This window comes from Antrihabitans cavernicola (genome assembly GCF_008297975.1).
In the GTDB taxonomy this organism is placed as follows: Bacteria; Actinomycetota; Actinomycetes; order Mycobacteriales; family Mycobacteriaceae; genus Antrihabitans; species Antrihabitans cavernicola.
This window is the reverse complement of record NZ_VLNY01000001.1, coordinates 370,219-396,417: the sequence shown is the minus strand read 5'-3', so window position 1 is coordinate 396,417 and position 26,199 is coordinate 370,219. Positions and strand designations below refer to the sequence as shown.

The following is a 26,199-nucleotide window of genomic DNA, read 5'->3' as shown; positions in this document are numbered from 1 at the left end:
AAGGAAATCGAAATGCAGACCTACGACACTCCCAATCCGATCGCCGTGATCATCGACGTGATGGTGGCTGACGTGACGATCGACGCGTCCGACCGCACCGACTCGATGGTGACCGTGACGCCGAGCAATCCGTCCAAGCCTGCCGACGTCAAAGCTGCCGAGCAGTGCAAGGTCGGGTTCGCCGACGGCCGTTTGACGGTGAAGTCACTCAAGCAGTGGAAGATGTACAGCCCGTTCGGCCCGACCGGATCCATCGACGTCCTCGTCGAGGTGCCGACTGGATCGCAGGTTTCCGGCGACTCGTCGCTCGGAACGTTCCGGAGCGAGGGGCGGCTCGGTGACTGCATCATCAAGACCTCGATGGGCGGCATTCACCTCGACCAGACCGCAAAGCTGAACGCGGACAGCTCGAGTGGTGACATCACGGTGAATCGCGTCATCGGTCGTACCGAAGCAAGCACCGGCAACGGCGCCATCACCTTTCGCGATATCGACGGCACCGCCGCGATCAAGAATTCCAACGGCGAGACCCGGGTCGACGTCGTGACCGGCGACATTCGGGTCAATTCAGCCAACGGTGCCGTCACCATCGGGTCGGCTCACGCGTCCGTCGATGCCAAGACGGCCAACGGCAACATTCGTGTCGCCGAGGTCGTGGAGGGCGCAGTCGTTCTCGAAACGGCACTGGGGGAGTTGGAAATCGGTGTCCGCGAAGGAACCGCGGCATGGCTGGACGCTCACACCCAATTCGGCCGCGTCGACAGCACGCTCGACGAGTCCGGCAGCCCTGCGGCGGGCAAGGTCGTCGAAGTCCGCGCCCGAACGTCCATGGGCGACATCATCGTTCACCGATCCTCGGTGGCGTACCGATCATGAATGGAGCAGACATGAGCACCACAGCAATCGCCGTCACCGGTCTTCGCAAGTCGTTCGGTGAGAAGACCGTGCTCGACGGCATCGACTTGGCAGTACCGGAGGGCACCGTCTTTTCGCTGCTCGGGCCCAACGGCGCGGGCAAGACCACGATGGTGCAGATCCTCTCGACGTTGATCGGTGCCGACTCGGGGATCGTCCGCGTCGCCGGTCACGACCTTGCCGCCGATCCCGACGCCGTTCGCGCGGAAATCGGTGTCACCGGCCAGTTCTCGGCCGTCGACGGCCTGCTGACCGGCACCGAGAACTTGATTCTGATGGCCGACCTGCACCGGCTCGGCAGGGCTGAGGGTCGCCGCCGTGCGCAGGAACTGCTTGTGCAGTTCGATCTCGTCGAGGCCGCAGGCAAGCCGGCCGCCAGCTACTCGGGCGGCATGCGGCGTCGACTGGATCTGGCGATGACGCTGGTCGGGAGCCCGCGCATCATCTTTCTCGACGAGCCGACCACCGGACTCGACCCGCGCAGCAGGCGCACCATGTGGGACATCATCCGCAACCTGGTCGCGAACGACGGCGTCACCATCTTCCTCACCACGCAGTATCTGGAAGAGGCGGATCAGCTCGCCGACCGGATCGCCCTGCTCGATCACGGCATCCTGGTGGCCGAGGGCACCGCTGACGAGTTGAAGCGGCTGATCCCCGGCGGGCATCTCGAGCTGCAGTTCGCCGATGTCGAAAGCCTCGACAGGGCCGCTCACGCAATCGATTCCGTCGGTCGTGACGACGACGCCCTGACACTGCAGGTGCCCAGCGACGGTGGTGTGGCAGCGATGCGCGCCGTGTTCGATCGCCTCGATGCCGAAGCGATCGAGATCGTCGGATTGACTGTCCACACCCCCGATCTGGACGACGTGTTTCTCTCTCTCACCGGACAGGCAAAGGAGTTGCAGTCATGAGCACGCTCACTTACGCAGCAACCGATTCCGCGACGATGTTGCGGCGCAACCTACGTCATATGCGGCGATATCCCTCGATGACGGTGATGCTGATCGGCATGCCGGTGGTGTTCTTGCTGCTGTTCGTCTACGTCTTCGGCGGCACCCTCGGCAGTGGACTGGGGGAGGCGGCAGGCGGCCGAAGTGCTTACGTCAACTACGTGGTCCCCGGCATCATGCTGATGGCTCTCGCGGCGACCGCGCAGGGGACCGCGATCTCGGTCGCGATGGACATGACCGAAGGCATCATCGCCCGCTTCCGCACCATGGCGATCACCAGGTCGTCGGTGCTCACCGGCCACGTCTTCGGCGCCGTCATCCAGTCGATGCTCTGCGTCGCGGTCTCCGTGGCCGTCGGGTTCCTGGTGGGCTTCCGGCCTGACGCAACCGCCATCGAGTGGCTCGCCGTTGTGGGCATGGTGGTGCTGACGGCGTTCGCGCTCACCTGGCTCACCGTCGCTATGGGGTTGGTGTCGAAAAGTGTCGAAACCGCAAGCAACACACCGATGTTCCTGATGCTCCTGCCGTTCTTCGGCAGCGCCTTCGTGCCCACCGACTCGATGCCGACCGGACTCCGGTGGTTCGCCGAGTATCAACCGTTCACGCCGATCACCGAGACCCTGCGCGGACTGCTGATGGGCACGTCGATCGGCAACAGTGCGGCACTGGCCATCGGGTGGTGCATCGTGATCGCCGGGCTCGGCTACCTGTGGGCCCGCAAGCTGTACGCCAGGGATCCGAGCAACTGACGCTCTAACGGTCGAGACGCGCAGGTTGTGTACGTGTCGCACAGGTTGCAACCCATGCGACACGTACACAACCTGCGCGTTCAGCCGTCTCGACCGGAGTCAGTGCACGTCGCGGAGGTTCTACCGACGTCACGCCTCCGATCGGCAGCGCGACGTCCGCAACGACGGTGCGAAGTGGCGTGCGCGTTCAGCCGTCTCGACGGAGCTAGTCCTTGACCACGATCTTCGCAGTGAAGTAGTCCATCATGTGCGGCAGGCTTGCCGGGTCACGCAGGATGGGCTGCTTCGCTTCGATCGTTCTGCCTTCCAGCGCAACTCGCATCGCGACCCGGCCGATCAGCAGTGCAAGATTGCTGCCGGGGCAGCCCTGCGGTCCACGGCTGAACGCGTTGAATCCGGGGTAGCTCCCCGCGTCGCCGTCGACCCATTCCTCGGGAGCAAAGCGATCGGCGAAATCGAGCCGCTCCTTGTTCCGATGGCCGTACGTGTTCACGACCACCACCTGGGTACCCGCCGGGATGGTCAGTCCACCGCCCCAATCGATTTCGGTGATCGTCTCCCGTGACAGCATCGGCGTCGTCGGCCACAGGCGCATCGCCTCCTGCAGGCACGCCTGCAAGTATTCGTCCGTACCGTCGGCGATCGCGTGCTCACGCTTCTCCTGATGATTCGCCAGCAGCACCAAGCCACGCAGCGTGTTGATCGCCAGCGTGTCGCCCATGGCGAACATCCAATGCGTCACCTGCCCGACCGGCGCGGTCAGGCTGTCGACCGGCGCATCGGCGAAAAAGCCGGCGATGCTGCCCTTTTCGGCCCGTCGAATGTATGCGGCGATGCGATCGGTGAACGCGCCCAGGTCGCCGGAGGGTTTGCCCGGCATCGAGTTGGCGCCGGACATCATCCGCTCGAGCGTGTCGGTGAGAGCCCAGTCGCCCGCGGCAGCGTCGCCGAGGATCACGCGTCGGGTGATCCGCTGGATGGCCTTGTTCCATGGCTGCCAGGAGATTTCACCGGTTTCGGCGCCTACCGGTTCGATCTCCTCGCGGGTGATCTGCTCCACCCGCTCGGTGAGCCCGCCGGGCGGGCCGACCTTGCCGAGCACCGACTCGGTGAATCGGCGCCTGCTGGACCATTCCTCGCCCCGCGATATGGTCACCGCATCGGGCTGAAAGTGCACCATCCCTTTACGTTTGGCGTCCGGATCCGCGGCGATCTGCCCAGGGGAGGCGTCGAGCACTCGCGCGACATCGTCCGGGTTCAGCACCAGCAGCGCCTCGTCGAGTCCCATCCGCACCCACACCGGCCTGCTCTGGTAGCGCCGATCGACACTGCCGAGGAAGCTGATCGCCTTGCCGTCGACGTCGGCAAGCGTGGCCGCCGCGACAGGCGTCGACCTGCGGCGAAACAGTCCCTGCACCACGTTGGGCACCACTACCAGCGAGTTGAACAGCGCGTTCTCGCCGATGGTGGCTTTGGAGAAGGCTTCGGACATTGCGTGCACTCCGCTCATTCTGCTATCCGGTTCCAGGGCGCGAAGGCGTTGGCGACGCCGTCGAGAGCTGGGGCCAATTCGGGGTGATGACGCAGGAGCACGTCGGTCATGTTGTTGGTCTCGATCCACCGGATGCCTTCAGGGGTGTAAACCTCGGGCGTGTAGTCGTCGGTGTAGAAACGATCGGACTTCAACCGGCGCGATGCCATCAGGATGAAGATGCGAAATGCGGTGTCGCTGAAGCCGAATCCGGGCGGCGGCGTCTCGGCCAGCATCCCGACCTGCAGATCGACGCGATCGATGTCGTCGTTGTAGACCTCCCGAATCGCCTCGGCCAACTCCGGATCGTCGGTGAGATCCTCGAATCGGGTGATCCGACTCTTGCGTAGCTTCTCGCGGAAGTCGTTGTAGCGCGGGACCCCTCGTTCCCGGTCGCGCACGATGTCGATGGTCGCGAGATCGACGCGATCACCGTTGAGTCGGACGTGATCGGTGAGCGCCTTCGGATGGTTCTTCAACGTGATGGCGCCGGGGTTCGCGACGCCGAACGAGTAGAGCAGGTTGGACCAGCCGTAGCGTCGAATCGTCGGCCGCGTGCCCTTGCCTTGGATCGGGTCGAAGTCGACGGTGTCGATCAGCGAGTCGTCGGTGTGGTCGCGGATCTCGTAGTCGTCGGGTATCAACGGATGCAGCCGGTAGACGGAGATGAACTCCTCGGTGATCGCATACGGCGCGGTGCCGTGATCTTGCGCGGATCCGACTATGCCGCCGATCATTTCGGTGCCGAGGTGCCCGAACTTCTCCCGCGTCCAGCGCGGTAGCACGCCGTACCAGTTGGCGTTCATCGCGCGGTCCAGGACAGGGGTATTGAGAATGCCGGGGGTCCACTCGACAGTGTGAATCTTCGCCATCAATGCGGCGTTGACCAATCGTGCTGTCAGGAAAAGCTTTTCGTCGTCCCAGGTGGGGTGCACGCTGGCCAAATGGTCGCAGATCGCGTTGTGCTCCTTGACGAACAAGGTGTGCAGCAGCGAGAGCCCGATCCAGTAGTTGTCGGCGAAGCCGGTCCGGTCGACACCGTCGAGCTTCTTGTCGCTCTCGTTGGGCAGCATGCCGTCTTCGACGATCAGCTTGCCCGACGCGCCGGTCCGCAGCTCGCGGTTACGGGCTTCGGTGGAGCCGTAGATCTGCGAGCCGTCCCACCAGTGCGTGACGGTGTTGACGTAGGTGGGCGGATCGCCTTCGGTGTCGGCTCGGCTGCGGTCGGGGCTGGTCGCCCGTACCCGCATCGGCGTGCCCTCGGGCCACTCGTCGTTGTCGTCCAGCTCGATGTCGATGTACTCGCTGGGCGAGTTCTCCCCGTGCCCGAACCAGCCGTGGTTCTGGAACTGGATCCAACACGCGGCGAGCACGTTCAACGTGGTGGCGGGCTTGAACACGTCGCGGTGCATGAGCTTGCTGGCGACCAGTCGCGGATTCGGCTCCATCCGCTCCGGTAGCGGCTCGGGAGCGGTGGCGTCGATCGGTGCGTTGCGACCGAACCGGGTGCCCACCTTGCCCATCTCGGGGTCGTACGGGTCCTGATCGGCGCCGTCGTACGTACGGTACGGCGGCAGATCCTCCGACGGGGTCCGCTCACCGGGTGTGCGGGTGTCGTAGAGGTTGTATTCGCGGAGATCGTCGCGCAGCGCGCGTAGGTTCAGCAGCGCGATCGGCGTCGGCAGCTTCCACCAGTCCCGCGCCTTGTTGACCTGACGGAACACGGTGGAGTTGACCCCACCGAAGCTCTTCTCGACGACGCCGAGAACGGTGTCGACCGTGCCCTCCGGCTTGTGCGGTGGCACGTCGACCGACCGCAGCGCGAAGTAGCCGACCGTTCCGTATGTGCCGCCGGAGCGATGCATCACCTTGCCGAGGAACACCTGCGGCACCACCTGCACCAGTTCGTCGCGCAGGCCCTTCACCAGCAACGACGGATTGGCGCTGATGGTGGCGAAGTCCAGGACCAGCACATCCAGATCGGGGTTCTCGACGCCAGGCTCCACGCGGGTGTCGAAGTCGAAGATGTGGCGGCCGTCGTCGTCCTCGCCGGTTTGATACAGCGGCCACACCAGCTTCGCCGGCCACCGCGCGGTGTCGCCGATGTTGTTGGTGCCGCGGTTGCCTTCCTTGTCGAAATGCATTCCGTGCCAAGGCATCCAGACCGATCCGAAGGCCTTGGCGGCGCGGTCGACTATCGGCTGGACCAGCGGGACCAGCAGCTTTCCGGCGGTGGGTCCGTCCAGATCGGCCGGTAGCGAGCCGTCGGCGAACACGGTGTCCAAAGCGGCTACGCCCGCCGCGCGATCGGCGTTGGCGAGTTGCTCCAGCTCTTCGAGAAAGGACCAACCTTCGAGTGCGGCTGCATGCTCGTCTTTCGCTGCATGCTCGCGTAATTCGGCGATACGGGTGCCGACATCGGTCGGCGAATGTCCATCCAGGACGCTCATACTGCAAACCTAACGCTGTTTTGAGGAAACACTGTGGCCGGGATCACACTTGGCGAACAGCGCGGAGTCTACGCGGAATCGCGCGGTGGTCGGCAGAAAACTCAGCTCGGTCCTAGAGCGCCTATTGCGTCCAGTAGGCGCTGGAAATGAGGCAGTTCAGGTCTGTGATGGGCGGGTCGGTCGGTGACAGATCGCCGCGGCGGGTGCGCCCGCCGCTTGTTTCGTTTCGTCAGCTACCGGGGCGGGTACGCCAGATGTGGCGGCGGCAGACATGTCGCACCGACGATGAAGGCGGTAAGCATGGCGGAACTGTTGCGTGCGCTAGTGCTGGTGTGCACCTTGAGTCCCAGCCCGGCCTCCTCCAGCAGCGAACTGCTCGCGCGGCAACTGCTCGAGCAGATGCCCGACGTGGATGCTTCGGTCGTGCGGGTGGTCGATCACAACATCACCGCGGGCGTAGAGCTCGATATGGGTTCGGGCGATGAATGGCCGGCTATTCGATCCCAACTGGTCGATGCCGACATTCTCGTGTTGGCGACGCCGACTTGGATGGGTCAGCCCAGCAGTGTGTGTCAGCGGGTTCTGGAGCGTTTGGATGCCGAGTTGTCCGAGACCGATGCGCAGGGCCGGCCGTTGACGTTCGGGAAGGTCGCTGTCGCGGTCGTGGTCGGTAACGAGGACGGGGCCCATCACATCAGCGGCATCATCTACCAATGCTTGAACGATGTCGGGTTCACCGTTCCTGCCCAGGGCGTCACCTACTGGAACGGCGAAGCGATGCACGGCATCGATTACCAAGACCTCGACGATGTTCCTGAGAAGACGGCCGGAACGACCAAGACTGCCGCGACCAACGCGATCCACTTGGCACGGTTGCTCAAAGACAACTACCCAGCGCCTTGACGGCGTGTCGAAAAGTGTTGACAGCGAGACTGTCCCGCCCTCGCAAGCACTGCTGGGTGCGGGATCCCGAACACCTACAAGCAGCCATATCTCGACAATTGAGGAGCACACAAAAGATGAGTGAGACGGAAAGCAACATTGCCACCCAGCAGACCTTCGGAGATGCGGTCAACAGCGGCGACCTCGACGTATTCGACACCGTCGTTGCACCCGAGTGCGTCGATCACGACCCGGCACCGGGGCAGGTGCCGGGGCCGCAGGGGTTCAAGGCGTTCTTCAGCGATATGCGTACCGCGTTCCCAGATCTCCATGTCGAGGTGGAAACACTGGTCGCCGACAATGACCAGGTCGCGTTCGCATACACCCTCACCGGCACTCATGGTGGCGTGTTCGACGGCCACGACGCCACGGGCAAATCGATCAACGTCCGTGGAGTGCAGATCAGCAAATTCAGTGCAGGCAAGATGACTGAGCGATGGGGCAGTTCGGACGAACTCGGGATCCGGACGCAGCTAGGGCTGGCCTGAACCATCCACTCTCGCCCTCCCGGGCGAGAGTGGCGTTCGTCGATTCAGCCGCCGGTGGGATTGAGGACAACCTTCGTCCATCCCGCGTCGCGAGCATCGAAGTGCCGGTACGCATCCGGAGCGGCATCGAGCCCGAGGTTGTGGGAGACGAGTCGTGACGGTGTCGCTTTGCCGTGGTGGACGAGCTCGCGGAGTTGCCGATCGTAGGCCTTGACGTTGGCCTGGCCGGTACCGATCGTCTGACCCTTGAAGAAGAACTTCCCGAAGTCGAAGTCCATCCGTCCCTCGCGCGCCTGTTCGTCGTCGGCCCCAGGATCCTCGGGCAAAAAGACGCCGACGACGCCGATTCCGCCGGTGGGCTTCACGATGTCGACGAGTGCGTTCATCGTGAGGTTCGATCGCTCGACACCGGAGGAGTCGTGGGCTTGATAGCCGACGGCCTCGACACCGCGATCGACGCCGGCCCCGTTGGTGATCTCGTTGATCTGTTCCACTGGATCGCCGTCGGCGGTGTTGATGCCGGTCGCGCCGAACTTCTCCGCTAGGGCGACTCGCTCCCCGATGTGGTCGATGACGAAAACCCTGCTTGCGCCTTGTATTTCGGCAGAATAGGCGGCCATCAGCCCGACCGGACCGCCGCCGTAGACGACGATGCTCTCGCCTGGCTGCAGTTTCGCCAGCCGGGTTCCGTGCCATCCGGTGGGCATGATGTCGGTGAGCATGACGTAGTCGTTTTCTTTCTCGACGCTGTCTTCGGGAAGTTGCAGCGCGTTGAAATCGGCGAACGGCACCCGCAGATACTCTGCTTGTCCACCGTTGTACGGCCCCATTTCGGCGTAACCGTAGGCGCCGCCTGCATTGGGAGGGTTGACGATCAGACAGAACGCTGTCAATCCGCTAGTGCAGTTTGCGCAGAATCCGCAACCGATGTTGAAAGGCAACGCAATTCGATCACCGACCTTGACCGAATACACCCCGGCACCGACCTCGACGACTTCGCCCAGATTCTCGTGGCCGATGACTCTGCCGGCGTCGAGGCTGGTTCGCCCCTCGTACATGTGTAGGTCTGACCCACAAATATTGGTCGCGGTGATCTTGACGATTGCATCGGTGGTTTGCTCGATCTTCGCGTCGGGCACCTCCTCGACAGAGATGTCGCGGGGACCGTTGTAGACAACTGCGCGCATCAGAAATCCTTTTGCCAGCAATGGAATCCGTGTACAACGGGCTGCTTCATTGCCGACGGCGTGCACCTTCGATGCTACGGAACATCCGACAAATGGCAATCCGGCGGCAGTAGCCATGAGCGGCTCGGCGAGGTGGTCTGGCTCAGGGTTGGCGATCGCTGCCGAGTTCGACGAGTGATTGCGCGACGTCGCCCAGTTTGGTGTTTCCTTCCTGGGAGAGCTGGGTGAGCAAGCTGAAGGCCTGCACAGCAGTGATGGCGTAGGGCTCCATGAGCATGCCTTTGGGTCGCCCGATGATGTCGCGGGACGCCAGAGCCGAGGACCATTGCTGTTGTTGCTGTGCTCCGCCCAATGCGATAGCCGCATGGTGGCTAATGCTTCGGCGGTGCCGTAGGAAGCGCTATCGAACGCATACGGCGTCGATCCGTACAAATTCAGGGCACCAAGATTGCTCCCAAAATTGGTCATCGTCATGGTGCGGCTGGCGCAAGGTGCGCAGCTACGCAGGAAGGAGTGACGACGGGCCGAGCTCCGCCGGCGAACCGTAGCCGGAGAGCGCCAGGGTGATGTCGAATTCGGCGAGCAGTGAGCGCATGACCTGCTCTACGCCGGACTGTCCGGCCAGTGCGAGGCCGTAGAGGAAAGGCCTGCCGATCAGCACGGCGTCGGCACCCAATGCGAGCGCTTTGAACAAGTCAGCGCCGGTGCGCACACCGGAGTCGAAGAGCACCGCGATCTGCCCGCCGACGGCAGTGGCGATCGCGGGCAGCGCGTCGAGCGAACCCCGCGCGCCGTCTATCTGCCTGCCGCCGTGGTTCGACACGATGATGCCGTCCATACCCGCGTCGACGGCCAGTCGCGCGTCCTCGACACAGCAGATGCCCTTGAGCACGATCGGGCCGTCCCAATGTTCGCGCAGGAAGGGCAGATCGGACCAGGCGAGTCCGACGTGCGGGAACATGCCGATCCAGCGTGCTGTCGCAGCGGCAGGATCTTGTTCGACTGGCTTGCTGAGGCCGGCAAGAAAGGCCGGGTCGGTCAGGTAGTTCGCGAGGCCGGTGTTAACGAGGAACGGCAGGTAGCCGCGGTCGAGGTCCTTGGGCCGCCAACCGAGCACACCGGTATCGAGGGTGACTACCAGCGTGGTGAAGCCGCTGTCCTTCGCGCGTTTCAGAAAGCTGATGCAGACGTCGCGATCGGTTGGCCAATACAGCTGATACCAGCGCGAACCGGTGCCGCTGGCCTCGGCAACCTGTTCGAAAGAATGCGTCGCCGCCGTCGAATGCGTGTAGGTCAGTCCCAACGCCGTTGCAGCGCGCGCGGTCGCGAGTTCGCCGTCCGGATGCGCCAGCTGCTGCACGCCGACGGGAGCGATCAGCACGGGGGCAGGCATGTCGGTTCCGAGCACCGTGCACGACAGGTCGCGCTCGGCAGACCCGCGCAGCATCCGCGGCACGATCTGCCACTTGTCGAACGCGGCGCGATTCGCGCGCGCCGTCGCTCCGCTGCCCGCGCTGGGAACGATGTAGCCGAGGGCATCGGGGGAGAGCGTCGCTGCGGCCTTCTCTTCGAGCCCGGCCAGATCGGTGGTCACCTCGGGCAGCATGTTCGCGAACATGCCCTGGGCATAGATGCCCGACTGGTAATCGCTGTAGTTCACGATCCGCTCCTCGTAATCACTGTGTGAATGAACCGCATCTTTTCCAGCACCGCCGCGGGCAGCACGAACGGATAGAGATCCGGATGACCCATCGATCTGTTCACCATATTCAGCGACCACGACAACGGCAGCCACATCTCGATGATCTGGTCGAATGCGGACGGTCCCTCCGGCGGTCGATCGAAAGTCGCTCCGGCAGGGACCATTCCGAATGCGGCTGCGGTGTCGAGGGTGTCGCGGATGTGCAGGTAGTGGGCGAACGTCTCGGCCCAGTCCTCGGCGGGATGCATGGTCGCGTAGGACGACACGTGCGTCTTCTCCCAGCCCGACGGCGCCCCGGTGTCGTAATGCCGCTCGAGCGCGCACCGGTAGTCGACGTTGGGATCGCCGAACAGTCCGACGAACTCGTTCAGCGCATCCGGAACGGTGACCAGCTTCGGGTAGTAGTAATGCCCGATCTCGTGGCGGAAGTGTCCGAGCAACGTGCGGTACGGCTCGGCCATCGACACGCGCAATCGTTCGCGGTGCACGTCGTCGCCCTCGGCGAGATCGAGGGTGATCACACCGTTCATGTGCCCGGTGATCACCGGCTCGAATCGGCTGGACAGCAGATCGAAGGCGAGGCCGAACTGCGGATCGGCGTCCCGACCGACGATGGGTAACCCCAGTTCGGTCAGCTCCACGATCAGTCGTCGTTTCGCGGCTTCGGCGTTAGCGAAGTCGCCGAGGTCTTCGGTGCGGCCGTCGGCAGGTCGGGTGCGGGTGAGTCTGCACGATTCGCACAGTCCGCTGCCGATCCCGATGGGCACCAACCAGTTACAGCGCGCGATATGCAGGTTGTCGCAGAGCCGGAACTGCGTGGGGTCGACGCCGTCCTTGCCGATCACTCGCAGCGTGCGGTCGTCGAGGCTGTACCCGAGTGGGCTCGAACACGACAGGCAGACGGAATTGTCGAACGCAAGATGCTGCCCGCAGACCGGGCAGGTGAAGTCACGCACGGCGGTAAGCCAATGGACATGGGCCTGCCGCTCGCGCGACACCGCCGATCTGCGCGGGCACCGGGATCGGGTAGCTGGTCCACTGCGCGACGACGTGGTAGGTCGAGAGCAGATGGATGAGGGCCTTCGACATCGCAGCCAGCGAGAACGGTTGAGCTGGACACGAGTGCTTGCCGTGCCCGAACGACGTCACCAACTGCGCCGACGCGAGCCCGCTGGTGTCGGCGAGCCGATGCCGGTCCCAGCGCAGCGGATCCCACGTGGTCAACCCGGGACCCGCCGACGTGTTGGTCAGCGGTAGCAACGTGGCGATCGTCGAACCGGGATCGACGCGGTAAGTGGTTGTGCCGTCTGCGAATTCGACGGGCTCGAGCACGCTGCGCGCCATGATCGAGCGTTGCGCGAGTCGGGTGGATTCCAACGCGCAGCGGTCGGCGAGTGTTCGATCACCGGCGGCGACCAGGTCGCGCTCGTGCGGATGCCCGACCAGATCGACCAGCGCCCAGCCGAGGGCCGCGGCGAGGTTGGACATCGACGCGATGTGGATCAGCGCGACATCGCCCGCCACACCGGTGCGGCGAACATCGTCGGGCTCGTCGGCCCAGGCCGCCGCGATGCGACCGAAGAGCGAGTCGTCGGGGTCGTTGCTTTCAGTGCCGTTGTGCAGCTCGAGAGCCGCACCGATCACCTCGCCGACGTCGGCAAGTGCCGCGCGCTCAGCCTTCTTGCCCGATGCGGCGACAGCGGCCATCGCGTCGGGATGAACGAAGGCGTCGGAGCCGTCGAGGGTGTCGAAGGCCAGGACGAGTCGCTCGAAGTTGTCGCCGGTGTCGTTGCCCGGACCTGCCCAGGACGCCAGTCCCATCCGGTGACCGAGTCGTCGCGTGAGGGCGAAGACGTCGACCGTTCCGGCGTCGCCGAGTTCGGTGACGGTCTCGACCAACGCGTGGTCGAGGTTGCTCAGATACGTGGCGACATCGCCGCGCCGAAACAGTCCACCGGGCAGTATCCGGCGGCCGAGAAAGATCTCGTCGGGCAGCTTGCGTCGGAGCATCAGGAAATCGGCGACGCCCTTGCTGGCCTGTGCCTCCGGCAGCGCATAGAAGGACTCGACGCCCTGCGCGGAGAAAGTGAACAGGTAGCGGTCGCCGCCACTGTCGACGACGAAGGTGTCACCGTAGGCGTCGCGGGCGTGCGCAAGCTCGGCTACCGCGTCGTCGACGGCGATGTCCCACGGAAGTCCGACGCCATCCGCGAGCGGGGGCATGGGGGTGATTGCGGGCACCAGGCCACAGTAATGGTGCGAGGTGTTTGTCAGAGTCGGCTGACTACGAATCCCGCCGCACCGAGAGCCATTCCGTTGAAGGCGTACAGACCGTGCAGCGCGTTGGGCTGGCCGACGCCCGAGCCGTCGCAGATCGTGTCGCCGCCGATGCACAACTCGGTGTTCTTTCCGGCGTAGAGCGGACCGACAATTGCCGGCGGCGCCCCGGCGTCACGCAACCATCGGTCCGACGGCTTGCCGAAAAGAACCACGGCTGCGACCTGATTGGACACCGCAGGTGGCAGCGGCGCAGGCCAGTCGGCTGCGTACTCCGTGGGCACTGCTGCCGGCGTTCCCGACATGGTCGCGTAGCCGGTCAGGGCTGCACCCTGCGAGTATCCGCCGAGCACCAGCCTGGTGTTCGCGCAGTTCGCCGCCATGTATTCGACGTGCGCCTGCTCGTCCCTGATGCCATCGAGGACCGTTCCGGCCAAGGCGATCGGGTCGTTGAAATTGTTGCTTGCCTGGTAATTGACTGCATACGATCCGACCGATCGTCCTACCGCGAGCAAGCGCACTGACTCCACGAAGGACGTCCCGGTGACGCCGAGCCCTGGCGGTTCGGATGTTCCCCGCGCGAAGATCACCTCGACGTCGGGACACGTCGCCGCAGAGGCCGGCTGGGTGGGCAGAACAAGTGGAATCGCCGCTGCCACGATTGCGGCACCGACGAAGCGCGCTAGAGAACGTGCGCTCATGAGAAACTCACCGACTCCCAGGTTTCCGGGGCGTGGGTACGCTCCGGCATTACCCGACATTCGGAGCCGAGGCCCGTACGGATGAGTGGTTTCCGGTTATTCCTTCCCGATTCCGCGCACCGAATGTGCGTACGCGCGCGAAACTTACTGCGCCGGTGAACATTCAGTGCGCGAAATGTCGACGGGCGTCATACGAAGCTTCCGCCGCCGTTCACCGCCACTGTCTGCCCAGTCAGGTAGGCGTTGCCGATCACCATCAACACGGCCTGACCGATCTCGTCCGGTCTGCCTATTCGGCCGACGGGAATGCGGTCGGCGACACCCGATTCCTTCAGTGGTGCAGCCATTTCGGTATCGACGAGGCCGGGGGCGATGGCGTTGACCGTGATCCCATCGGGCGCAAGCCGTGCGGCGTATCCGCGGGTGAGCCCTTCCAATCCCGACTTCGACGCGTTGTAGTGCACGCCGATGCCGCCAGCGCCGCGCGCGGCGATCGACGAGATGTTCACTATCCGTCCCCAGCCTCGCTCTCGCATTCCGGGGAGCACGGCTTGGGTGCACAGGAAGGCCGACTTCAGATTGACCGAAAGCGTCTGATCGAAGTCCGCCTCGGTGATGTCGTCCACGCCGCGAATGGTTGCGATTCCGGCGTTGTTCACGAGCACGTCGACCGGGCCCAGTTCGGACACGACCTGTTCTGTCAACGCCTGCACCTCGGCGGCAACGGAGACGTCCGCGCATACGGCGATTGCTCGGCCGCCGGCCTCGTCGATCGCGGCGACCGCTGCGGCCGCTTCGTCCTCGCGGTGGCGATAGTTGACGGCCACCGCCGCTCCGGCCCGACCGAGCGCCTCCGCGATTCCGCGTCCGATCCCACGAGAACCACCGGTCACAAGCGCGACTCGACCGGCAAGTGTTGTCTGTTCGTCCATGTCACGCAGGTTAGGACGTGGAGTGCGCTCCAGGTCAAGGACGGGCGTCAGTCCAGCGGAGCCACGTCCACCGAAACGTTGATCGTCGACTTCTTGGAATCGGTGTAAATGATGCCGCGCAAGGGCGGAACGTCGGCGTAGTCGCGGCCCCACGAGACCGTGATGTAGCGCTCGTCGGCCAGCTGGTTGTTGGTGGGATCGAACGCCAGCCACTCGTCGTCCGGCAACCAGACGGCAGCCCATGCGTGCGACGCGTCGACGCCGATCATCCGTTCCTTGCCGGGCGGCGGCCGCGTCGACAGATATCCCGAGACATACCGTGCCGCTAGTCCTTGCGAGCGAAGGCAGGCGATCGCGATTCGGGCGAAGTCCTGGCACACGCCGGAGCGTGCCTCCATCACCTCGGCCACCTTGGTCGAATTGGTGGTCGATCCGGACTTGTAGGTGAAGTCGGTGAAGATGCGGGTGGTGAGTTCACGGATCACCTCGACCAACGGTCTGCCGGGTGTGAAGGTCACGGCGGCATAGTCGCGAACCGCGTCGGTGATCTCCGGCGGCACCAGATCCAGCACGAACTCGGTGGCCAACGCTCCCGCGACACCCGTGGGACGCGAATCCTCCCACGGCGCAGTCGAATAGCCGCGTTGCAGTCGCACCTCGTCCGGCGGATCAACCTCGGCGGTGGATACGTTGGTGACGACAAGTGTGCGGTGATCGGTGTTGATGTGGAAGAACGCTGTCGTGTTGCCGAAGACGTCGGGACTGGTCGATCGGTCCGATGGTTCCGGTTCGATGATCAACTCCGCGTCGGTGATTCGCTGTCCGGGTAGTTCCCGCGGAGTCAGATGGGTGCGACCGTACGAACTCGAAACATCGTCGGAGTAGGTGTACGTGGTTCGATGTGTGATCCGATAGCGCTTGGTTTCGCCCGTCATGGCAACACCTGCGCAAGACTGAGTCCCCACAGTGGCTGAATGTCCTGTGGCATGGACAGCTGTGTCGCCAGAATGATCTCCGACAACGACCGCAACGACGCATGAATGCCGTCCAGCAGCTCTACCAGATCGGTGCGCAACCCTTCCGGCCCAACGGTTTCCAGATCGGCGGGATCGGCTCGGCGCAGTTGTGCGCTCATCTCTTCCGCGAGCCGCTCGGCGCGCGAGGAACCCGATGCCTCCGGTAGGGCGTGCAGGTCGTCCTTGAGCCGATCCAGTTGGTAGACAAGGGAACGCGGGTTGCCCTCGTCGAACAGCAGCAGTTGCGCGACGGCGGCCAGGCGAATGACGCCCCGGTTGCGGCGCGCGTAGATCACCGACGATTCGCTTGCGGCCAAAACGGATTCGATCACCATCCGCTCGGTCGAGGGCATCCGCGGCGCGTCGAGAGTGGCACCGAGCAGCGCGGTCAGCTGAAGACCGCGTTCGAGTCGTTTGCCGATGTCCATCAGGTACCAGCCGGGATCGTGCACCATCGATTCGGCGCCCAGTCCGGACAGCGACAACATGCCGGTGAGCACCGCCGACTGCACGGATCCGATTGCGCTGCCGTCGTCGTAGGTGACGGTCGCGAACTCTGCCAACGCGGCGTCGACGGTGCTCAGCACGGTCCAGGTGTCGTTGGAGAGCTGGTCGCGGACAGCGCGTGCCGCGTAACCGAGGCGGTCGACGGACTGCGCCAGCGAGCCTGCGCGCGTCTTGTCGGCGGTCAGCGTTCGCTGCAGATCGTGAGCGTTGACGTCCATGGAACCGGTGATTTCGGCGAGCGCATCCAGCAGGATCGTCACGCTGTCACTGCCGTCGAGCCACATCCGGTGGCGGTACTCCTGCTGTCGGTCGCGGACCGCGATCAGCAGTCGCGCCGTATCTTCCGCACGCTCTGCGTAGCGGCCCATCCAGAAGAGGTCCGACAGCACGCGCGGCGAGCTGACCACATCAGCCACCGCCGCATGGAAGACGGGCAACGATTCGGGCGGCGGGACCAGGCGAATCGGGCCGGTGGCATCGGCAGCGCCACCCCGATCGGCCGGGCGAACCCACACGTCCTTGGCTGCGATGCTGTGCAACGCCAACGACGTCGGATTCTCCGCCATCACCTGCCCGAGGCCGCCGACCATCGCCGTGAAACCCGCGCGCTGGGCGACGGCGAACATGCGGAACGCCACCGGCGCGGATCGTACGGCCGACGCGCTGGATTCGATGGGCGCCACCGAGAACTGGGGCGGCTCCTGCCCGACCCATTTCCACGGTTCGGCCTCGATCTGAGCGGCGAGCGTCTCCCGCGCGGCCGCGGTGAGCAGTCGGCCCACCTGCACCTCGGTGCCGACCGTCGACTTGACCACCAGCGATCCCAGATTCGCCAGCAGGTGCGACTTCTGCAGGTCGTCGCCTGCCCAGTAGGTCGGGGTCGACTCCAACAACAGCTCTTCACCGAGCAACGAACGACTGAGTTGCGGGAGAAATCCGGGCAGGGCGGCGTTCTCGAGCACGCCGCTGCCCAGGGTGTTGACCACGCTGACCGCGCCGCGCCGCAGCACCTCGACCAACCCGACCACACCGAGTCGCGAATCTGCCCGCAGGTCGAGCGGGTCGGCGAAGGCGGCGTCGACGCGGCGCAGCACAACATCCACGCGCTTGAGAGTGCCCAGCGACCGCATCCACAGCTTGCCGTCGCGGACCGTCAGGTCGGCGCTCTCCACCAGTGGGAAACCCAACACCGACGCGAGATAGGCCTGGTCGAATGCTGTTTCGGAGTGTGTACCCGGGCTGAGCACGACGACGACCGGGTTCTCCGCCGCATCCGGTGCGGCGTCGATCAGCGCGAGGCGCATGGTCTGCGCAAACGACGAGATCGGGCGCGGCGCGGTCTGCTGAAAGACATCAGGCAAGGCGCGCGAGATCACCCGACGATCGGCGAGCGCGTAGCCGGCACCCGATGGCGCCTGCGTCCAGTCGGCGTTGACGCGGAAGCTGCCGGTCGGGGACCGGCTGACGTCGCACCCGTGCAGAAACAGCTGATGCGGTCCGGGGACCGTGATGCCGTGGGCGGCCCGGAGATAGCCGGGGTGGCCGAACACCAGCTGCGGTGGCAGCAGACCCGATCGCACCACCGACATCGGCCCGTACAGATCGGCAAGCAAGGCATCGAGCACCCGAGATCGTTGGGTGAGACCGGCTTCGAGTGTGGCCCAGTCGTCGGGTGCCAGCACCAACGGCACGCCGTCGAGCTGCCACCGGCTCGGCGGGACGGACTTACCGGGCTCGGCGACCGACGTCTCGTTGTAGGTGATGCCGTAGGTGTCGACGAGGCGCCGGACGCGATCGCGCAGCCACTGCATCCCCGGATGGCCGCGGGTCGACAGGCCTGCCGCCGGGTCGGCCCAGTGGGGTTTCAGTGTTCCGGTGGCGTCGAACAGTTCGTCGTAGCGGGTCTCCGTGGGCGAGAGCTCGAACAATGCACCCTGCGGCCGGGCGGTGCGGTAGTTGCCGAAGACATCGGGTGGCGAGCCGGCTGCGGGCGCTGTGGCTTCCTGGGTCATCGACTCACCTCCTCAGCTCCTACCTCAGTACGGACCGTGCCCTCCGAAGGTCCAGTATCCCGGGAGCACCGACGTCTGTGGCCAGTCGAGCCTGTTTGCTGCGCAAGTCTGACAAATCGATGGGGCCCGGCGTGTACCCGGCTGCCTCGAAGCGACGGTTCCGCCGCGATTCGGCCTCGACGGCGTTGACCGGGGCACCGTCGTAGGAGCGGCCACCGGGATGCGATACGTGGTACGTGCAGCCGCCGCGGGAGCGACCGTTGACGGTGTCGACAAGGTCGAAGACCAGAGGGCCGTCGACGGTCAACGACGGATGCAACGCACTCGGTGGTTGCCAAGCGCGGTAGCGAACACCGGCGACCTGCACGTCCGACTTGTCGGTACCCATCAGCGGTACCGGAAAACCGTTGCAGGTCAGGATGTATCGACCGGTGTCCGCACCGGCGAGACGCACCTGCAGCCGCTCCACCGACGAATCGACGTAGCGCGCGGTCCCGGTCAGCGACGACTCTTCGCCGAGCACGTTCCACGGCTCGATGGCGCCACGCAGCTCCAGTTCGGCACCGTCGATGATCGCTGTTCCGATTCGCGGAAAACGGAATTCGGTGAACGGGTCCAGCCAGCTGGTGTCGAAATCGATGCCGTGCGCCCGCAGATCGGCCGCGACTGCGGTGATGTCCTCGATGATGTAGTGCGGCAACAGATAGCGCCCGTGCAGGTTGGCGCCGTGGCGGATCAGCGGTGCCTTCAGGGGATCGTCCCAGAACCGGGAGACCAGGCTGCGGACCAGCAGCGATTGCACCATCGCCATCCGGTGATGCGGAGGCATCTCGAAGCCGCGCAGCTCCAGCAGGCCGAGCCGACCGCGCGCCGAATCGGGGCTGTAGAGCTTGTCGATGCAGAATTCGGCGCGGTGGGTGTTGCCGGTGATGTCGGTGAGGAGGTGCCGGAGCGCCCTATCAACTTGCCAGGGCGAGTTGTTTTCGCTGCCGAGTCGATCGATTTCGGCGAAGGCGATCTCCAACTCGTAGAGCGCTTCCTGCCTGCCCTCGTCCGCGCGCGGCGCCTGCGACGTGGTCCCGATGAACCTGCCGGAGAACAGATACGACAGCGACGGGTGCCGCTGCCAGTAGGTGAGCAGCGAGACCAGCAGGTCGGGCCGACGCAGCAGCGGCGACTCTGCGGGTGTCCGACCGCCCAGGGTGATGTGGTTGCCACCGCCGGTGCCGCCGTGGGTGCCGTCGTTGTCGAACGACTCTGTGCCGAGCCGGGTTCGGCGCGCCTGCTCGTACAGGTTCGCCAGCAGCTCCGATTGTTCGGCGAAGGACGACGTGGGCTGCATGTTCACTTCGATGACACCGGGATCCGGTGTCACGGTGAGGGTTTCGATGCGCGGATCAGGCGGCGGCGCATACCCCTCGAGCACCACCGCGGTCCCCGTCGCCTCGGCAGCGCTTTCGACGACCGAAATCAGGTCGACGAAGTGGTCCAACTTCGCGACGGGCGGCAGGAACACGTAGGCAATGCCGTCGCGTACTTCGACAACCAGTGCAGTGGTGGGCAACCCGACCTTCGCACGCGGCGCCTCGGTGACTACCTCGGCATCGGGTTCGTCGACCTCGTCGGGAATCGGCTCCTTGTCCGCAGTCGGATCGTCGTCGAAAGGCGGTTCGGAGGCGCGCCAGGAAATCGAATCGAGTGGCAGACGAAGACCGGCGGGAGAGTCGCCGGGCCGCAACACGATTCGCCCTCGCCGCAGCTTCCAGTCGGCGCTCTCCCATAGGGTGCCGTCTTCCGCGCGGTGCAGTGGCAGAACGTATGCAGCGGCAGTGCGCACCGGCTGGGAAACCTTGTCGATCAATGCTTGTCGCGCATCGACGGAATCGGTGGTCGGATCGAGGTCGGTGGTCGGGGGATCGCCGTCGGGTTGGCGAAGCAGGGTCGCGAGATCGGCGATCGGATCTTCGTACGCCGGGCGGACCTGGGCGTCCGGCAGTCCGAGCTGCTCGGCGATGTCGGCTGCCAATTTCTGTGCCGCAATGGGTTCGGTGCTATTGGTCTGTTCCGGTGACCACGGATCGGCGAGCAGTTCGGGATCGTTCCAGAGCTCACCGCCGTCCGTGCGCCAGTAGAGCCCGATCTGCCAGCGCGGCAACGGTTCTCCGGGATACCACTTGCCCTGATTGCGCTGCACGAAGCCGGTGGGTGCGTACACGTCCTTGAGTCGGGAGGCGAGCTCGCTGGCGAGGCGACGCTTGTGTGGCCCGTCCGCGGCGGTCGTCCACTCGGGGTCTTCCTGATTGTCGATCGAGACGAACGTCGGCTCGCCACCCATCGTCAACGCCACGTCGCTGTCGACCATGCGCCGGTCGATCTCCGCGCCGAGCGATTGAATGGCCGTCCACTGTGTTTCGGTGTACGGCAACGTGACTCGTGGGTCTTCGTGGATTCGGGTGACCACGTTGGCGAAGTCGAGGATGCTCTCGCAGATGCCGGTGCTGCCGGAGATCGGGGCGGACGACGACGGATGCGGCGTCGCGGACAGCGGTATGTGGCCTTCGCCCGCGAACAGCCCCGACGTCGGGTCGAGGCCGATCCAGCCCGCGCCGGGAATGTAGACCTCGGTCCAGGCGTGCAGGTCGGTGAAGTCGGCTTCCGGACCGGACGGGCCGTCCAGCGACTTCACATCCGACGACAGCTGTACCAGATAGCCGGAGACGAAGCGTGCGGCCAAACCCATCTCGCGCAGAATCGACACCATCAGCCATGCCGAGTCGCGGCACGATCCGATTGCAGCACGCAACGTGTGATCGGGCGTCTGCACGCCGACTTCCATGCGCAGCGTGTAGCCCACGCAGTCCAGGATCTCGCGGTTGAGGCGAGCGAGGAACTCGATGGTGCGGATCTTGCTTGGAACGGTGAAGTCGCGCACCCAATCCTTGACCAGTTCACCAGGGCCCGAGCCGGGTTCGCCCTCGTCGACAGGTCGTAGGTAGGGCTCGAGGTCGGCGAGCAGGTCGGCGGGGTACTCGAACCCGTAGTGCTCGGCGAAGTCTTCGATGAAGAAGTCGAGCGGGTTGATCACCTCCATGTCGGCGATCAAGCCGACGGTGATGCTCAATTCCTTGGCACGTTCGGGAAATACCAGGCGCGCAAGGAAATTACCGAATACGTCCTGCTGCCAGTTGACGAAATGCTCGGCCGGTTCCACCTTCAGGGTGTACGCCTCGATAGGCGTCCGGGTGTGCGGAGCAGGTCGGAGCCGCACCACGTGCGGATGTACCGCCACCAGCCGGTCGAAGGTGTAGGTGGTGCGGTGTTCGAGTGCCACCTTTATGCCCATCCCGAAATCTCATCACACGCGGCGACGGCGCGCTCGTTCAGGCAATCCGCTTCCGCAGCGCCACCAGCAGCGGAACCGCGAGCAGACCGAAGACGGCGAGCAGTGTGAACGCAGCGGCCGGAGTGTCGACGAGCGCCTGGACCGACAGCGCGACCACCAGTCCGCCTGCATTGCCGGCAAGCCATACCAACGATGCGACGGCGCCACCGGCCGCGCCCGCGCGGCGCTCGGCCAACTCGAGAATCACCGGCAGCGCGGCAACGTTGAGGAAACCGCTCACCGCGAGAACGGCGACGCCGACCCCGAATCCCGGCGCGACTGCGAGAGCAAGCGCGGCGACAATGCCGACGATGACCGACGCGAAAAGCATCGCGGGCTGCGCGTTGCGGCGGGCGATGGTGGTCGGCAGGGTGGCAGCGCCGATGGTGCCCGCAACCAGCATGATCACCAGCAACACGCCTGCTGAGGACGCGGTGATTCCCGCCGGTTCCAGCAACGCCTGCAGCCAGGTGGTTTCAGCGATGTAGATCCCGAAGCCGAGGAAGACGACGCCGCACATGATCCGGATCGCGCGGTCGCTCCAGACGACACGCAATGATTCGAGCCCTGCCGCGACTCGCCCGGACGGGTAGGGACTCGGCCGCAGCAGACACAGCACCAGCACGATCGCCGACACCGCAGCGAACACGGCGCCGATCAGCTCCAGATCGGGAATCTGGTCCGGGGCGGACAGCGCCGCGCCCAACACGATTGCCAGCAATTGTCCTGCGGTGAGGCTGCAGGCGCCCAGCGCGATCCCGGCCGGACGATCCTTCTCGGTCAGGTATTCGCGAGCGACCTTCGCGATCGCACTGAGCAGCAACGGCTGCGCAACAGCCGCGATCAGCTGACCGATCAGCGCCCACGAATAATCGTCGCCGAGCAGGCGGACGATCGCACCGATCGCCGAAAGGATGGCGCCTGCCGCGAGCGACGAGCGAAACGACCTGTCCAGCAACAAACCCGCGGGCAGCGCAAGCAGAACGTAGAGCAGTGGTTCGATGTTGGCGAGCCACCCGATCGCACCGATAGACACTCCGTAGTGATCCGCCGCGACCGTGGTGACGGGCGCATAGGTCAGCCACAAGGTCTGCGAGGCCGCCGCAACGGACGCGTAGGCGATCAGTACCGACCACCTGCTACGGCTCGAGTTCACGGCTGATCCAACCGCGTTCACTCGACGGTCGTCAACGCGAGGCCCATCATTGCGTAACCTCGTGAGCGTGCAGCGGATCGCGTATTTCGGACCGTCCGGAACTTTCACCGAGATGGCACTGGCCGGGTTGGAGACGGCCGGTGCGTTCGACGGCACCGTCGAACGTGTCACCGCCGCCAGTCAGCCTGCCGCGTTGGAGCTGGTTCGGGCCGGCGATGTCGACGGTGCGGTGGTCCCGATCGAGAGTTCCATCGAAGGCTCCATTCCAGCGACATTGGATTCGTTGGCGATGAGCGCGCGCCTGCAGATCGTTGCCGAAATCGACTTGGACGTGAGCTTTTCTATCGTCGCCAAGTCGGGCACCGCGTTGACCGACGTCCGCACCATCTGCGCCTATCCGGTCGCGGCCGCGCAGGTGCGGCTGTGGCTCGAACGTGAGTTGCCGGACGTCGAGGTGCGGTACGCGGCATCGAATGCCGCCGCGGCCGAGGACGTCGCGAACGGCCTCGCCGACGCGGCGGTGTCGACGGCGTTGGCGGGGGAGCGGCTGGGTCTGGAGTCGTTGGCCTCGGGCGTCGTCGACTACGAGGGTGCACGCACCCGCTTCGTTCACGTCACCAAACCGCGTCGAGCACCGGCGGTGACGGGATCCGATCGCACGTCGATCGTCCTCGAACTGCCTAACGAGCCAGGCTCGTTGTTCGGTGCGTTCGCCGAGTTCGCCACGCGCGGAATCGATCTGACCCGAATCGAGTCGCGGCCGACCAGAACCGGCATCGGCACCTACCGCTTCTACCTCGACTGCATCGGGCACATCGACGACGCGGCCGTCGGTGAGGCGTTGAAGGCGTTGCACCGCATGGCAGCAAGCGTTCGGTTCCTGGGATCATGGCCTGCAGCAAACGAATTCGGCACCGCGCCACCGTCGGATGCTCCGGACTCGCAGTGGCTGGCCGAACTACGGGAAGGGCGGGCGGACCTGTGACCGGACGGCTGATCCTGGTGCGGCACGGGGAGACCGAGGGCAACGTCGCGAAGCAGCTCGATACCAAGCTGCCCGGCGCTCCGTTGACCGAGTTGGGTGTCATGCAGGCCAGAACCATCGCCGAGCGGTTCGCGGCCGAAGAGCCGGTCGCGCTGGTGTCGTCGCATGCGTTGCGCGCCTTGCAGACTGCGAGCTACATCGAGGGCTCGACGAGTCTGATCGTGCAGGCGCTGGACGGTTTGCACGAGGCGCAGGCGGGCGACCTCGAAGGGAAGACCGACGAGGCATCGCACGAATTGTTCAAGAAGGTCTTTCACGATTGGCACATGGGCGATCTCACCGTGCGCGTGCCCGGTGGCGAGTCGGGTCAGGACGTGCTGGACCGCTACGTGCCGGTGCTCGACCAACTGCGCGAGCAGTACCTGGATTCCGGCGACGTGGTGGTGGTGAGCCACGGCGCCGCGATCCGGCTGGTCGGGCGCTACCTCGGCAACGTGCCCGGGCTGTTCTCGTCGCACAACCACCTGGACAACACCCAGACCGTCGAGCTGGTCCCGACGCCCGACGGGTGGGAGTGCGTCCGGTGGGCGGTGTTCGAGCCGCCGTTCGAGCAGGAGGACGTCGCCGCTATTGCGGACGACCCGATGGGCTAGACGACCCGAAGCCCGACGAGCCCGTCGCAGGCGGCGGCGTTGCGCAGCCTGCGACCTGGATCGACTGCCACGCAGGGTGCCGGTCGGGCCCGTTCGGTCCGAGGATCATGCGGTACTCCACGTTGTACGTCTCGGTCGGCGGTTTGGCCGGGTAGCCGAGGCTCGGCAGGTTTTCGGTCTTCTGGCTGGTGACCGGCGGCAGGTCGGTGCGGTAGGGGTTGCCGGGGAAAGTCGGTGTGCCGTCGGCGACTTCGGAGTGCACGCTCAACCGGCCGGTCGGGCCTGATCCGTAGTCGGTGCCGGTCAGCGGCTCGCCGTCGACACGGAAGTCGATGGTGTAGAACGTCGAATTCGTGCGGTTGACGATCTGGAACGTCACGTCGCACGCCGCCGCGGACGACGCCGAAATATCGGTGCCGGGACTGGCCGCCGACGCGGGGCCTGCGAAGGCCACGGCGCTCAGGACGGTGATCGGTAGTACGGCAACAGCAGCTCGCGTGGTTCGGATCGACATCGAAACTCCTCCGTTCGTAGCCCCCGATTTCGAGACAAGCACGAACGGTTGCGGTCCCGCACCCGTTTTGCCGGAATTGTTACCAAGTGCAACGAGCATTTGGCGCACCGATTTTGCATCCGAGCGCGAAACTTGCTGCGCCGGTGAATGTTTCAGTGCGCGGAATGAGTTATCCACAGGCTGTCGCTTGGGGCTACCGGCAGCGATGGTGACCCGGCACGCTGAGAGGTGTGACCGATTCGGACGTGTCTTCACCCGCAGGCAGGCACTCGATCGCGGGCTGAGCGACGCGCAGATCCATCGTGGCGTCAGGTCCGGCGACCTCACTCGCGTGTCGCGCGGTGCACTCGCGCAAAGTGAGCGATGGGCTGAGCTGGCGGCGGTCGAACGGTATCGCGCGACGGTGCTTGCCGCCGTGGGTCGATGCACGACGGGAGCCGTGGTCAGTCACGTCTCCGCGGCCGTTCTCCACTCGCTTCCGCTGTTGCGGCCGGACTTCGACGCCGTGCATTTCTCGGAGGATGGCCGGGGCGGCGGCCATCGTGCACATCGCATTCTGCATCGGGTCTCACTCGCGCCCGCCGATGTGAGCGTGCTCGACGGCGTTGCGGTGACGACGCCTGCCCGCACGGCAGTGGATGTGGCGTGCCTCGGCTCGTTCGAGCAGGCGGTGTGCGTGCTGGAGTCGGCGCTGCGCAGTGGTGTATCGGCGGAAGACATCGACGACGTTCTCGCCCGGCTCGGCAAGCGTCGAGGGATTGGCGTCGCGCGTCGGGGCGCTGCCTTTGCCGACGATCGCACGGAAAGCATCGGCGAATCGTGGAGCCGTGCGCAGATGGCGTCCTGGCCGGATATCCCGTTGCCTCGCCTACAGCACGAATTCCGCACGCCGGAGGGTCTTTTCGTGGCGCGGACAGACTTCGATCGGGACGGTGTACTGGTCGGGGAGTTCGACGGCATGGTGAAGTACGCCAAGGACGCGTCCGACGCCGTTCTGGCCGAACGCCGCCGCGAGACCAATCTGCACGCTCTGGGTGTGCACGTGGTGCGCTGGACCTGGAGTGATTCACGCCGTCCCGGCGCGCTGCACAGATTGCTACGGCAAGGGCTCGAGCGCGTCGGACGGTAACAGCGCATCGAATATGCA

At 65.1% G+C, this 26,199-nt stretch carries 22 protein-coding genes; 8 read left to right on the top strand and 14 right to left on the bottom strand.

Annotation, left to right across the window (positions count from 1 at the left end):
• Window positions 1-12 precede the first annotated feature (12 nt).
• Genes FOY51_RS01915 through FOY51_RS01905 form a run of 3 tightly spaced genes read left to right on the top strand, consistent with a single transcriptional unit; the run spans window position 13 to window position 2,617 of the window.
• Window positions 13-876 carry a DUF4097 family beta strand repeat-containing protein gene (locus tag FOY51_RS01915; RefSeq protein ID WP_149428493.1) on the top strand — a complete coding sequence of 288 codons (864 nt, stop codon included), beginning with the start codon at window positions 13-15 and terminating at the stop codon, window positions 874-876.
• A gap of 11 nt (window positions 877-887) precedes the next feature.
• The gene (locus tag FOY51_RS01910; protein WP_149428492.1) at window positions 888-1,829 is read left to right on the top strand and encodes an ATP-binding cassette domain-containing protein; all 942 of its coding nucleotides are present in this window, start codon (window positions 888-890) and stop codon (window positions 1,827-1,829) included.
• On the top strand, window positions 1,826-2,617 hold the full coding sequence (locus tag FOY51_RS01905; RefSeq protein ID WP_149428491.1) for an ABC transporter permease: 792 nt from the start codon (window positions 1,826-1,828) through the stop codon (window positions 2,615-2,617). The genes FOY51_RS01910 and FOY51_RS01905 overlap by 4 nt, the downstream gene beginning before the upstream one ends.
• A 205-nt stretch (window positions 2,618-2,822) precedes the next feature.
• Here the strand turns inward: FOY51_RS01905 and FOY51_RS01900 are convergent, their stop codons facing one another.
• Together FOY51_RS01900 and FOY51_RS01895 are read right to left on the bottom strand one after the other, a co-directional pair.
• A complete protein-coding gene (locus tag FOY51_RS01900; RefSeq protein WP_149428490.1) occupies window positions 2,823-4,127 on the bottom strand; it encodes a cytochrome P450 in 1,305 nt (434 codons plus the stop codon).
• Window positions 4,124-6,598, bottom strand: a complete 2,475-nt coding sequence (locus FOY51_RS01895) for a peroxidase family protein (protein WP_214633044.1) — start codon at window positions 6,596-6,598, stop codon at window positions 4,124-4,126. Before FOY51_RS01895 ends, FOY51_RS01900 begins: the two co-directional genes overlap by 4 nt.
• A gap of 300 nt (window positions 6,599-6,898) precedes the next feature.
• Between FOY51_RS01895 and FOY51_RS01890 the strand changes: the two genes are divergently transcribed.
• Window positions 6,899-7,501, top strand: a complete 603-nt coding sequence (locus FOY51_RS01890) for a flavodoxin family protein (RefSeq protein ID WP_149428489.1) — start codon at window positions 6,899-6,901, stop codon at window positions 7,499-7,501.
• A gap of 116 nt (window positions 7,502-7,617) precedes the next feature.
• Window positions 7,618-8,028, top strand: a complete 411-nt coding sequence (locus FOY51_RS01885) for an ester cyclase (protein ID WP_149428488.1) — start codon at window positions 7,618-7,620, stop codon at window positions 8,026-8,028.
• Between the two features lie 44 nt (window positions 8,029-8,072).
• On the opposite strand, the gene FOY51_RS01880 is transcribed toward FOY51_RS01885, so the two are convergent.
• The 11 genes from FOY51_RS01880 to FOY51_RS01830 all read right to left on the bottom strand — a co-directional run bounded on the left by FOY51_RS01880 (window position 8,073) and on the right by FOY51_RS01830 (window position 22,900).
• Entirely contained in the window at window positions 8,073-9,215 is a 1,143-nt protein-coding gene (locus FOY51_RS01880) for a glutathione-independent formaldehyde dehydrogenase (RefSeq protein WP_149428487.1), read from the bottom strand.
• A 142-nt stretch (window positions 9,216-9,357) separates the two neighbouring features.
• The gene (locus FOY51_RS27445) at window positions 9,358-9,567 is read right to left on the bottom strand and encodes an ANTAR domain-containing protein (protein ID WP_235916042.1); all 210 of its coding nucleotides are present in this window, start codon (window positions 9,565-9,567) and stop codon (window positions 9,358-9,360) included.
• A gap of 147 nt (window positions 9,568-9,714) precedes the next feature.
• A complete protein-coding gene (locus FOY51_RS01870; RefSeq protein WP_214633043.1) occupies window positions 9,715-10,875 on the bottom strand; it encodes an alpha-hydroxy-acid oxidizing protein in 1,161 nt (386 codons plus the stop codon).
• Window positions 10,872-11,873, bottom strand: a complete 1,002-nt coding sequence (locus FOY51_RS01865; protein ID WP_149428486.1) for a zinc-binding metallopeptidase family protein — start codon at window positions 11,871-11,873, stop codon at window positions 10,872-10,874. Before FOY51_RS01865 ends, FOY51_RS01870 begins: the two co-directional genes overlap by 4 nt.
• Window positions 11,866-13,158 carry a cytochrome P450 family protein gene (locus FOY51_RS01860; protein WP_149428485.1) on the bottom strand — a complete coding sequence of 431 codons (1,293 nt, stop codon included), beginning with the start codon at window positions 13,156-13,158 and terminating at the stop codon, window positions 11,866-11,868. Before FOY51_RS01860 ends, FOY51_RS01865 begins: the two co-directional genes overlap by 8 nt.
• Before the next feature lie 29 nt (window positions 13,159-13,187).
• Entirely contained in the window at window positions 13,188-13,895 is a 708-nt protein-coding gene (locus FOY51_RS01855) for a cutinase family protein (RefSeq protein WP_149428484.1), read from the bottom strand.
• 188 nt (window positions 13,896-14,083) lie between these two features.
• Window positions 14,084-14,827, bottom strand: a complete 744-nt coding sequence (locus tag FOY51_RS01850) for an SDR family NAD(P)-dependent oxidoreductase (RefSeq protein ID WP_149428483.1) — start codon at window positions 14,825-14,827, stop codon at window positions 14,084-14,086.
• 47 nt (window positions 14,828-14,874) lie between these two features.
• Entirely contained in the window at window positions 14,875-15,762 is an 888-nt protein-coding gene (locus FOY51_RS01845) for a transglutaminase family protein (RefSeq protein ID WP_149428482.1), read from the bottom strand.
• Window positions 15,759-18,362 (bottom strand): circularly permuted type 2 ATP-grasp protein, encoded by a 2,604-nt coding sequence (locus FOY51_RS01840; protein WP_149428481.1) that lies wholly within the window; start codon window positions 18,360-18,362, stop codon window positions 15,759-15,761. Before FOY51_RS01840 ends, FOY51_RS01845 begins: the two co-directional genes overlap by 4 nt.
• A 19-nt stretch (window positions 18,363-18,381) precedes the next feature.
• Window positions 18,382-21,705, bottom strand: a complete 3,324-nt coding sequence (locus tag FOY51_RS01835; RefSeq protein ID WP_149428480.1) for a transglutaminase family protein — start codon at window positions 21,703-21,705, stop codon at window positions 18,382-18,384.
• A 37-nt stretch (window positions 21,706-21,742) separates the two neighbouring features.
• Window positions 21,743-22,900: an MFS transporter gene (locus FOY51_RS01830; protein WP_187776133.1), complete on the bottom strand. Its 1,158-nt coding sequence runs from the start codon at window positions 22,898-22,900 to the stop codon at window positions 21,743-21,745.
• Between the two features lie 67 nt (window positions 22,901-22,967).
• On the opposite strand from FOY51_RS01830, the gene pheA reads away from it, so the two are divergent.
• Complete coding sequence (pheA, locus tag FOY51_RS01825) at window positions 22,968-23,885, top strand: prephenate dehydratase (RefSeq protein ID WP_149428478.1); 918 nt, start codon at window positions 22,968-22,970, stop codon at window positions 23,883-23,885.
• The gene (locus FOY51_RS01820; RefSeq protein ID WP_149428477.1) at window positions 23,882-24,538 is read left to right on the top strand and encodes a histidine phosphatase family protein; all 657 of its coding nucleotides are present in this window, start codon (window positions 23,882-23,884) and stop codon (window positions 24,536-24,538) included. The genes pheA and FOY51_RS01820 overlap by 4 nt, the downstream gene beginning before the upstream one ends.
• On the opposite strand, the gene FOY51_RS01815 is transcribed toward FOY51_RS01820, so the two are convergent.
• A complete protein-coding gene (locus FOY51_RS01815; RefSeq protein WP_149428476.1) occupies window positions 24,513-25,052 on the bottom strand; it encodes a hypothetical protein in 540 nt (179 codons plus the stop codon). The genes FOY51_RS01820 and FOY51_RS01815 overlap by 26 nt on opposite strands.
• Before the next feature lie 208 nt (window positions 25,053-25,260).
• Here FOY51_RS01815 and FOY51_RS01810 point away from each other — a divergent pair, with 208 nt between their 5' ends.
• Entirely contained in the window at window positions 25,261-26,181 is a 921-nt protein-coding gene (locus FOY51_RS01810) for a type IV toxin-antitoxin system AbiEi family antitoxin domain-containing protein (RefSeq protein ID WP_187776132.1), read from the top strand.
• Window positions 26,182-26,199: the final 18 nt, after the last annotated feature.

Excerpts from the sequence above, each read along its gene's own strand:
- FOY51_RS01915 (WP_149428493.1), top strand. The coding sequence starts at position 13 with ATGCAGACCTACGACACTCCCAATCCGATCGCCGTGATCATCGACGTG.
- FOY51_RS01910 (WP_149428492.1), top strand. The coding sequence starts at position 888 with ATGAGCACCACAGCAATCGCCGTCACCGGTCTTCGCAAGTCGTTCGGT.
- FOY51_RS01905 (WP_149428491.1), top strand. The coding sequence starts at position 1,826 with ATGAGCACGCTCACTTACGCAGCAACCGATTCCGCGACGATGTTGCGG.
- FOY51_RS01900 (WP_149428490.1), bottom strand. The coding sequence starts at position 4,127 with ATGAGCGGAGTGCACGCAATGTCCGAAGCCTTCTCCAAAGCCACCATC.
- FOY51_RS01895 (WP_214633044.1), bottom strand. The coding sequence starts at position 6,598 with ATGAGCGTCCTGGATGGACATTCGCCGACCGATGTCGGCACCCGTATC.
- FOY51_RS01890 (WP_149428489.1), top strand. The coding sequence starts at position 6,899 with ATGGCGGAACTGTTGCGTGCGCTAGTGCTGGTGTGCACCTTGAGTCCC.
- FOY51_RS01885 (WP_149428488.1), top strand. The coding sequence starts at position 7,618 with ATGAGTGAGACGGAAAGCAACATTGCCACCCAGCAGACCTTCGGAGAT.
- FOY51_RS01880 (WP_149428487.1), bottom strand. The coding sequence starts at position 9,215 with ATGCGCGCAGTTGTCTACAACGGTCCCCGCGACATCTCTGTCGAGGAG.
- FOY51_RS01855 (WP_149428484.1), bottom strand. The coding sequence starts at position 13,895 with ATGAGCGCACGTTCTCTAGCGCGCTTCGTCGGTGCCGCAATCGTGGCA.
- FOY51_RS01850 (WP_149428483.1), bottom strand. The coding sequence starts at position 14,827 with ATGGACGAACAGACAACACTTGCCGGTCGAGTCGCGCTTGTGACCGGT.
- FOY51_RS01845 (WP_149428482.1), bottom strand. The coding sequence starts at position 15,762 with ATGACGGGCGAAACCAAGCGCTATCGGATCACACATCGAACCACGTAC.
- FOY51_RS01840 (WP_149428481.1), bottom strand. The coding sequence starts at position 18,362 with ATGACCCAGGAAGCCACAGCGCCCGCAGCCGGCTCGCCACCCGATGTC.
- FOY51_RS01835 (WP_149428480.1), bottom strand. The coding sequence starts at position 21,705 with ATGGGCATAAAGGTGGCACTCGAACACCGCACCACCTACACCTTCGAC.
- FOY51_RS01815 (WP_149428476.1), bottom strand. The coding sequence starts at position 25,052 with ATGTCGATCCGAACCACGCGAGCTGCTGTTGCCGTACTACCGATCACC.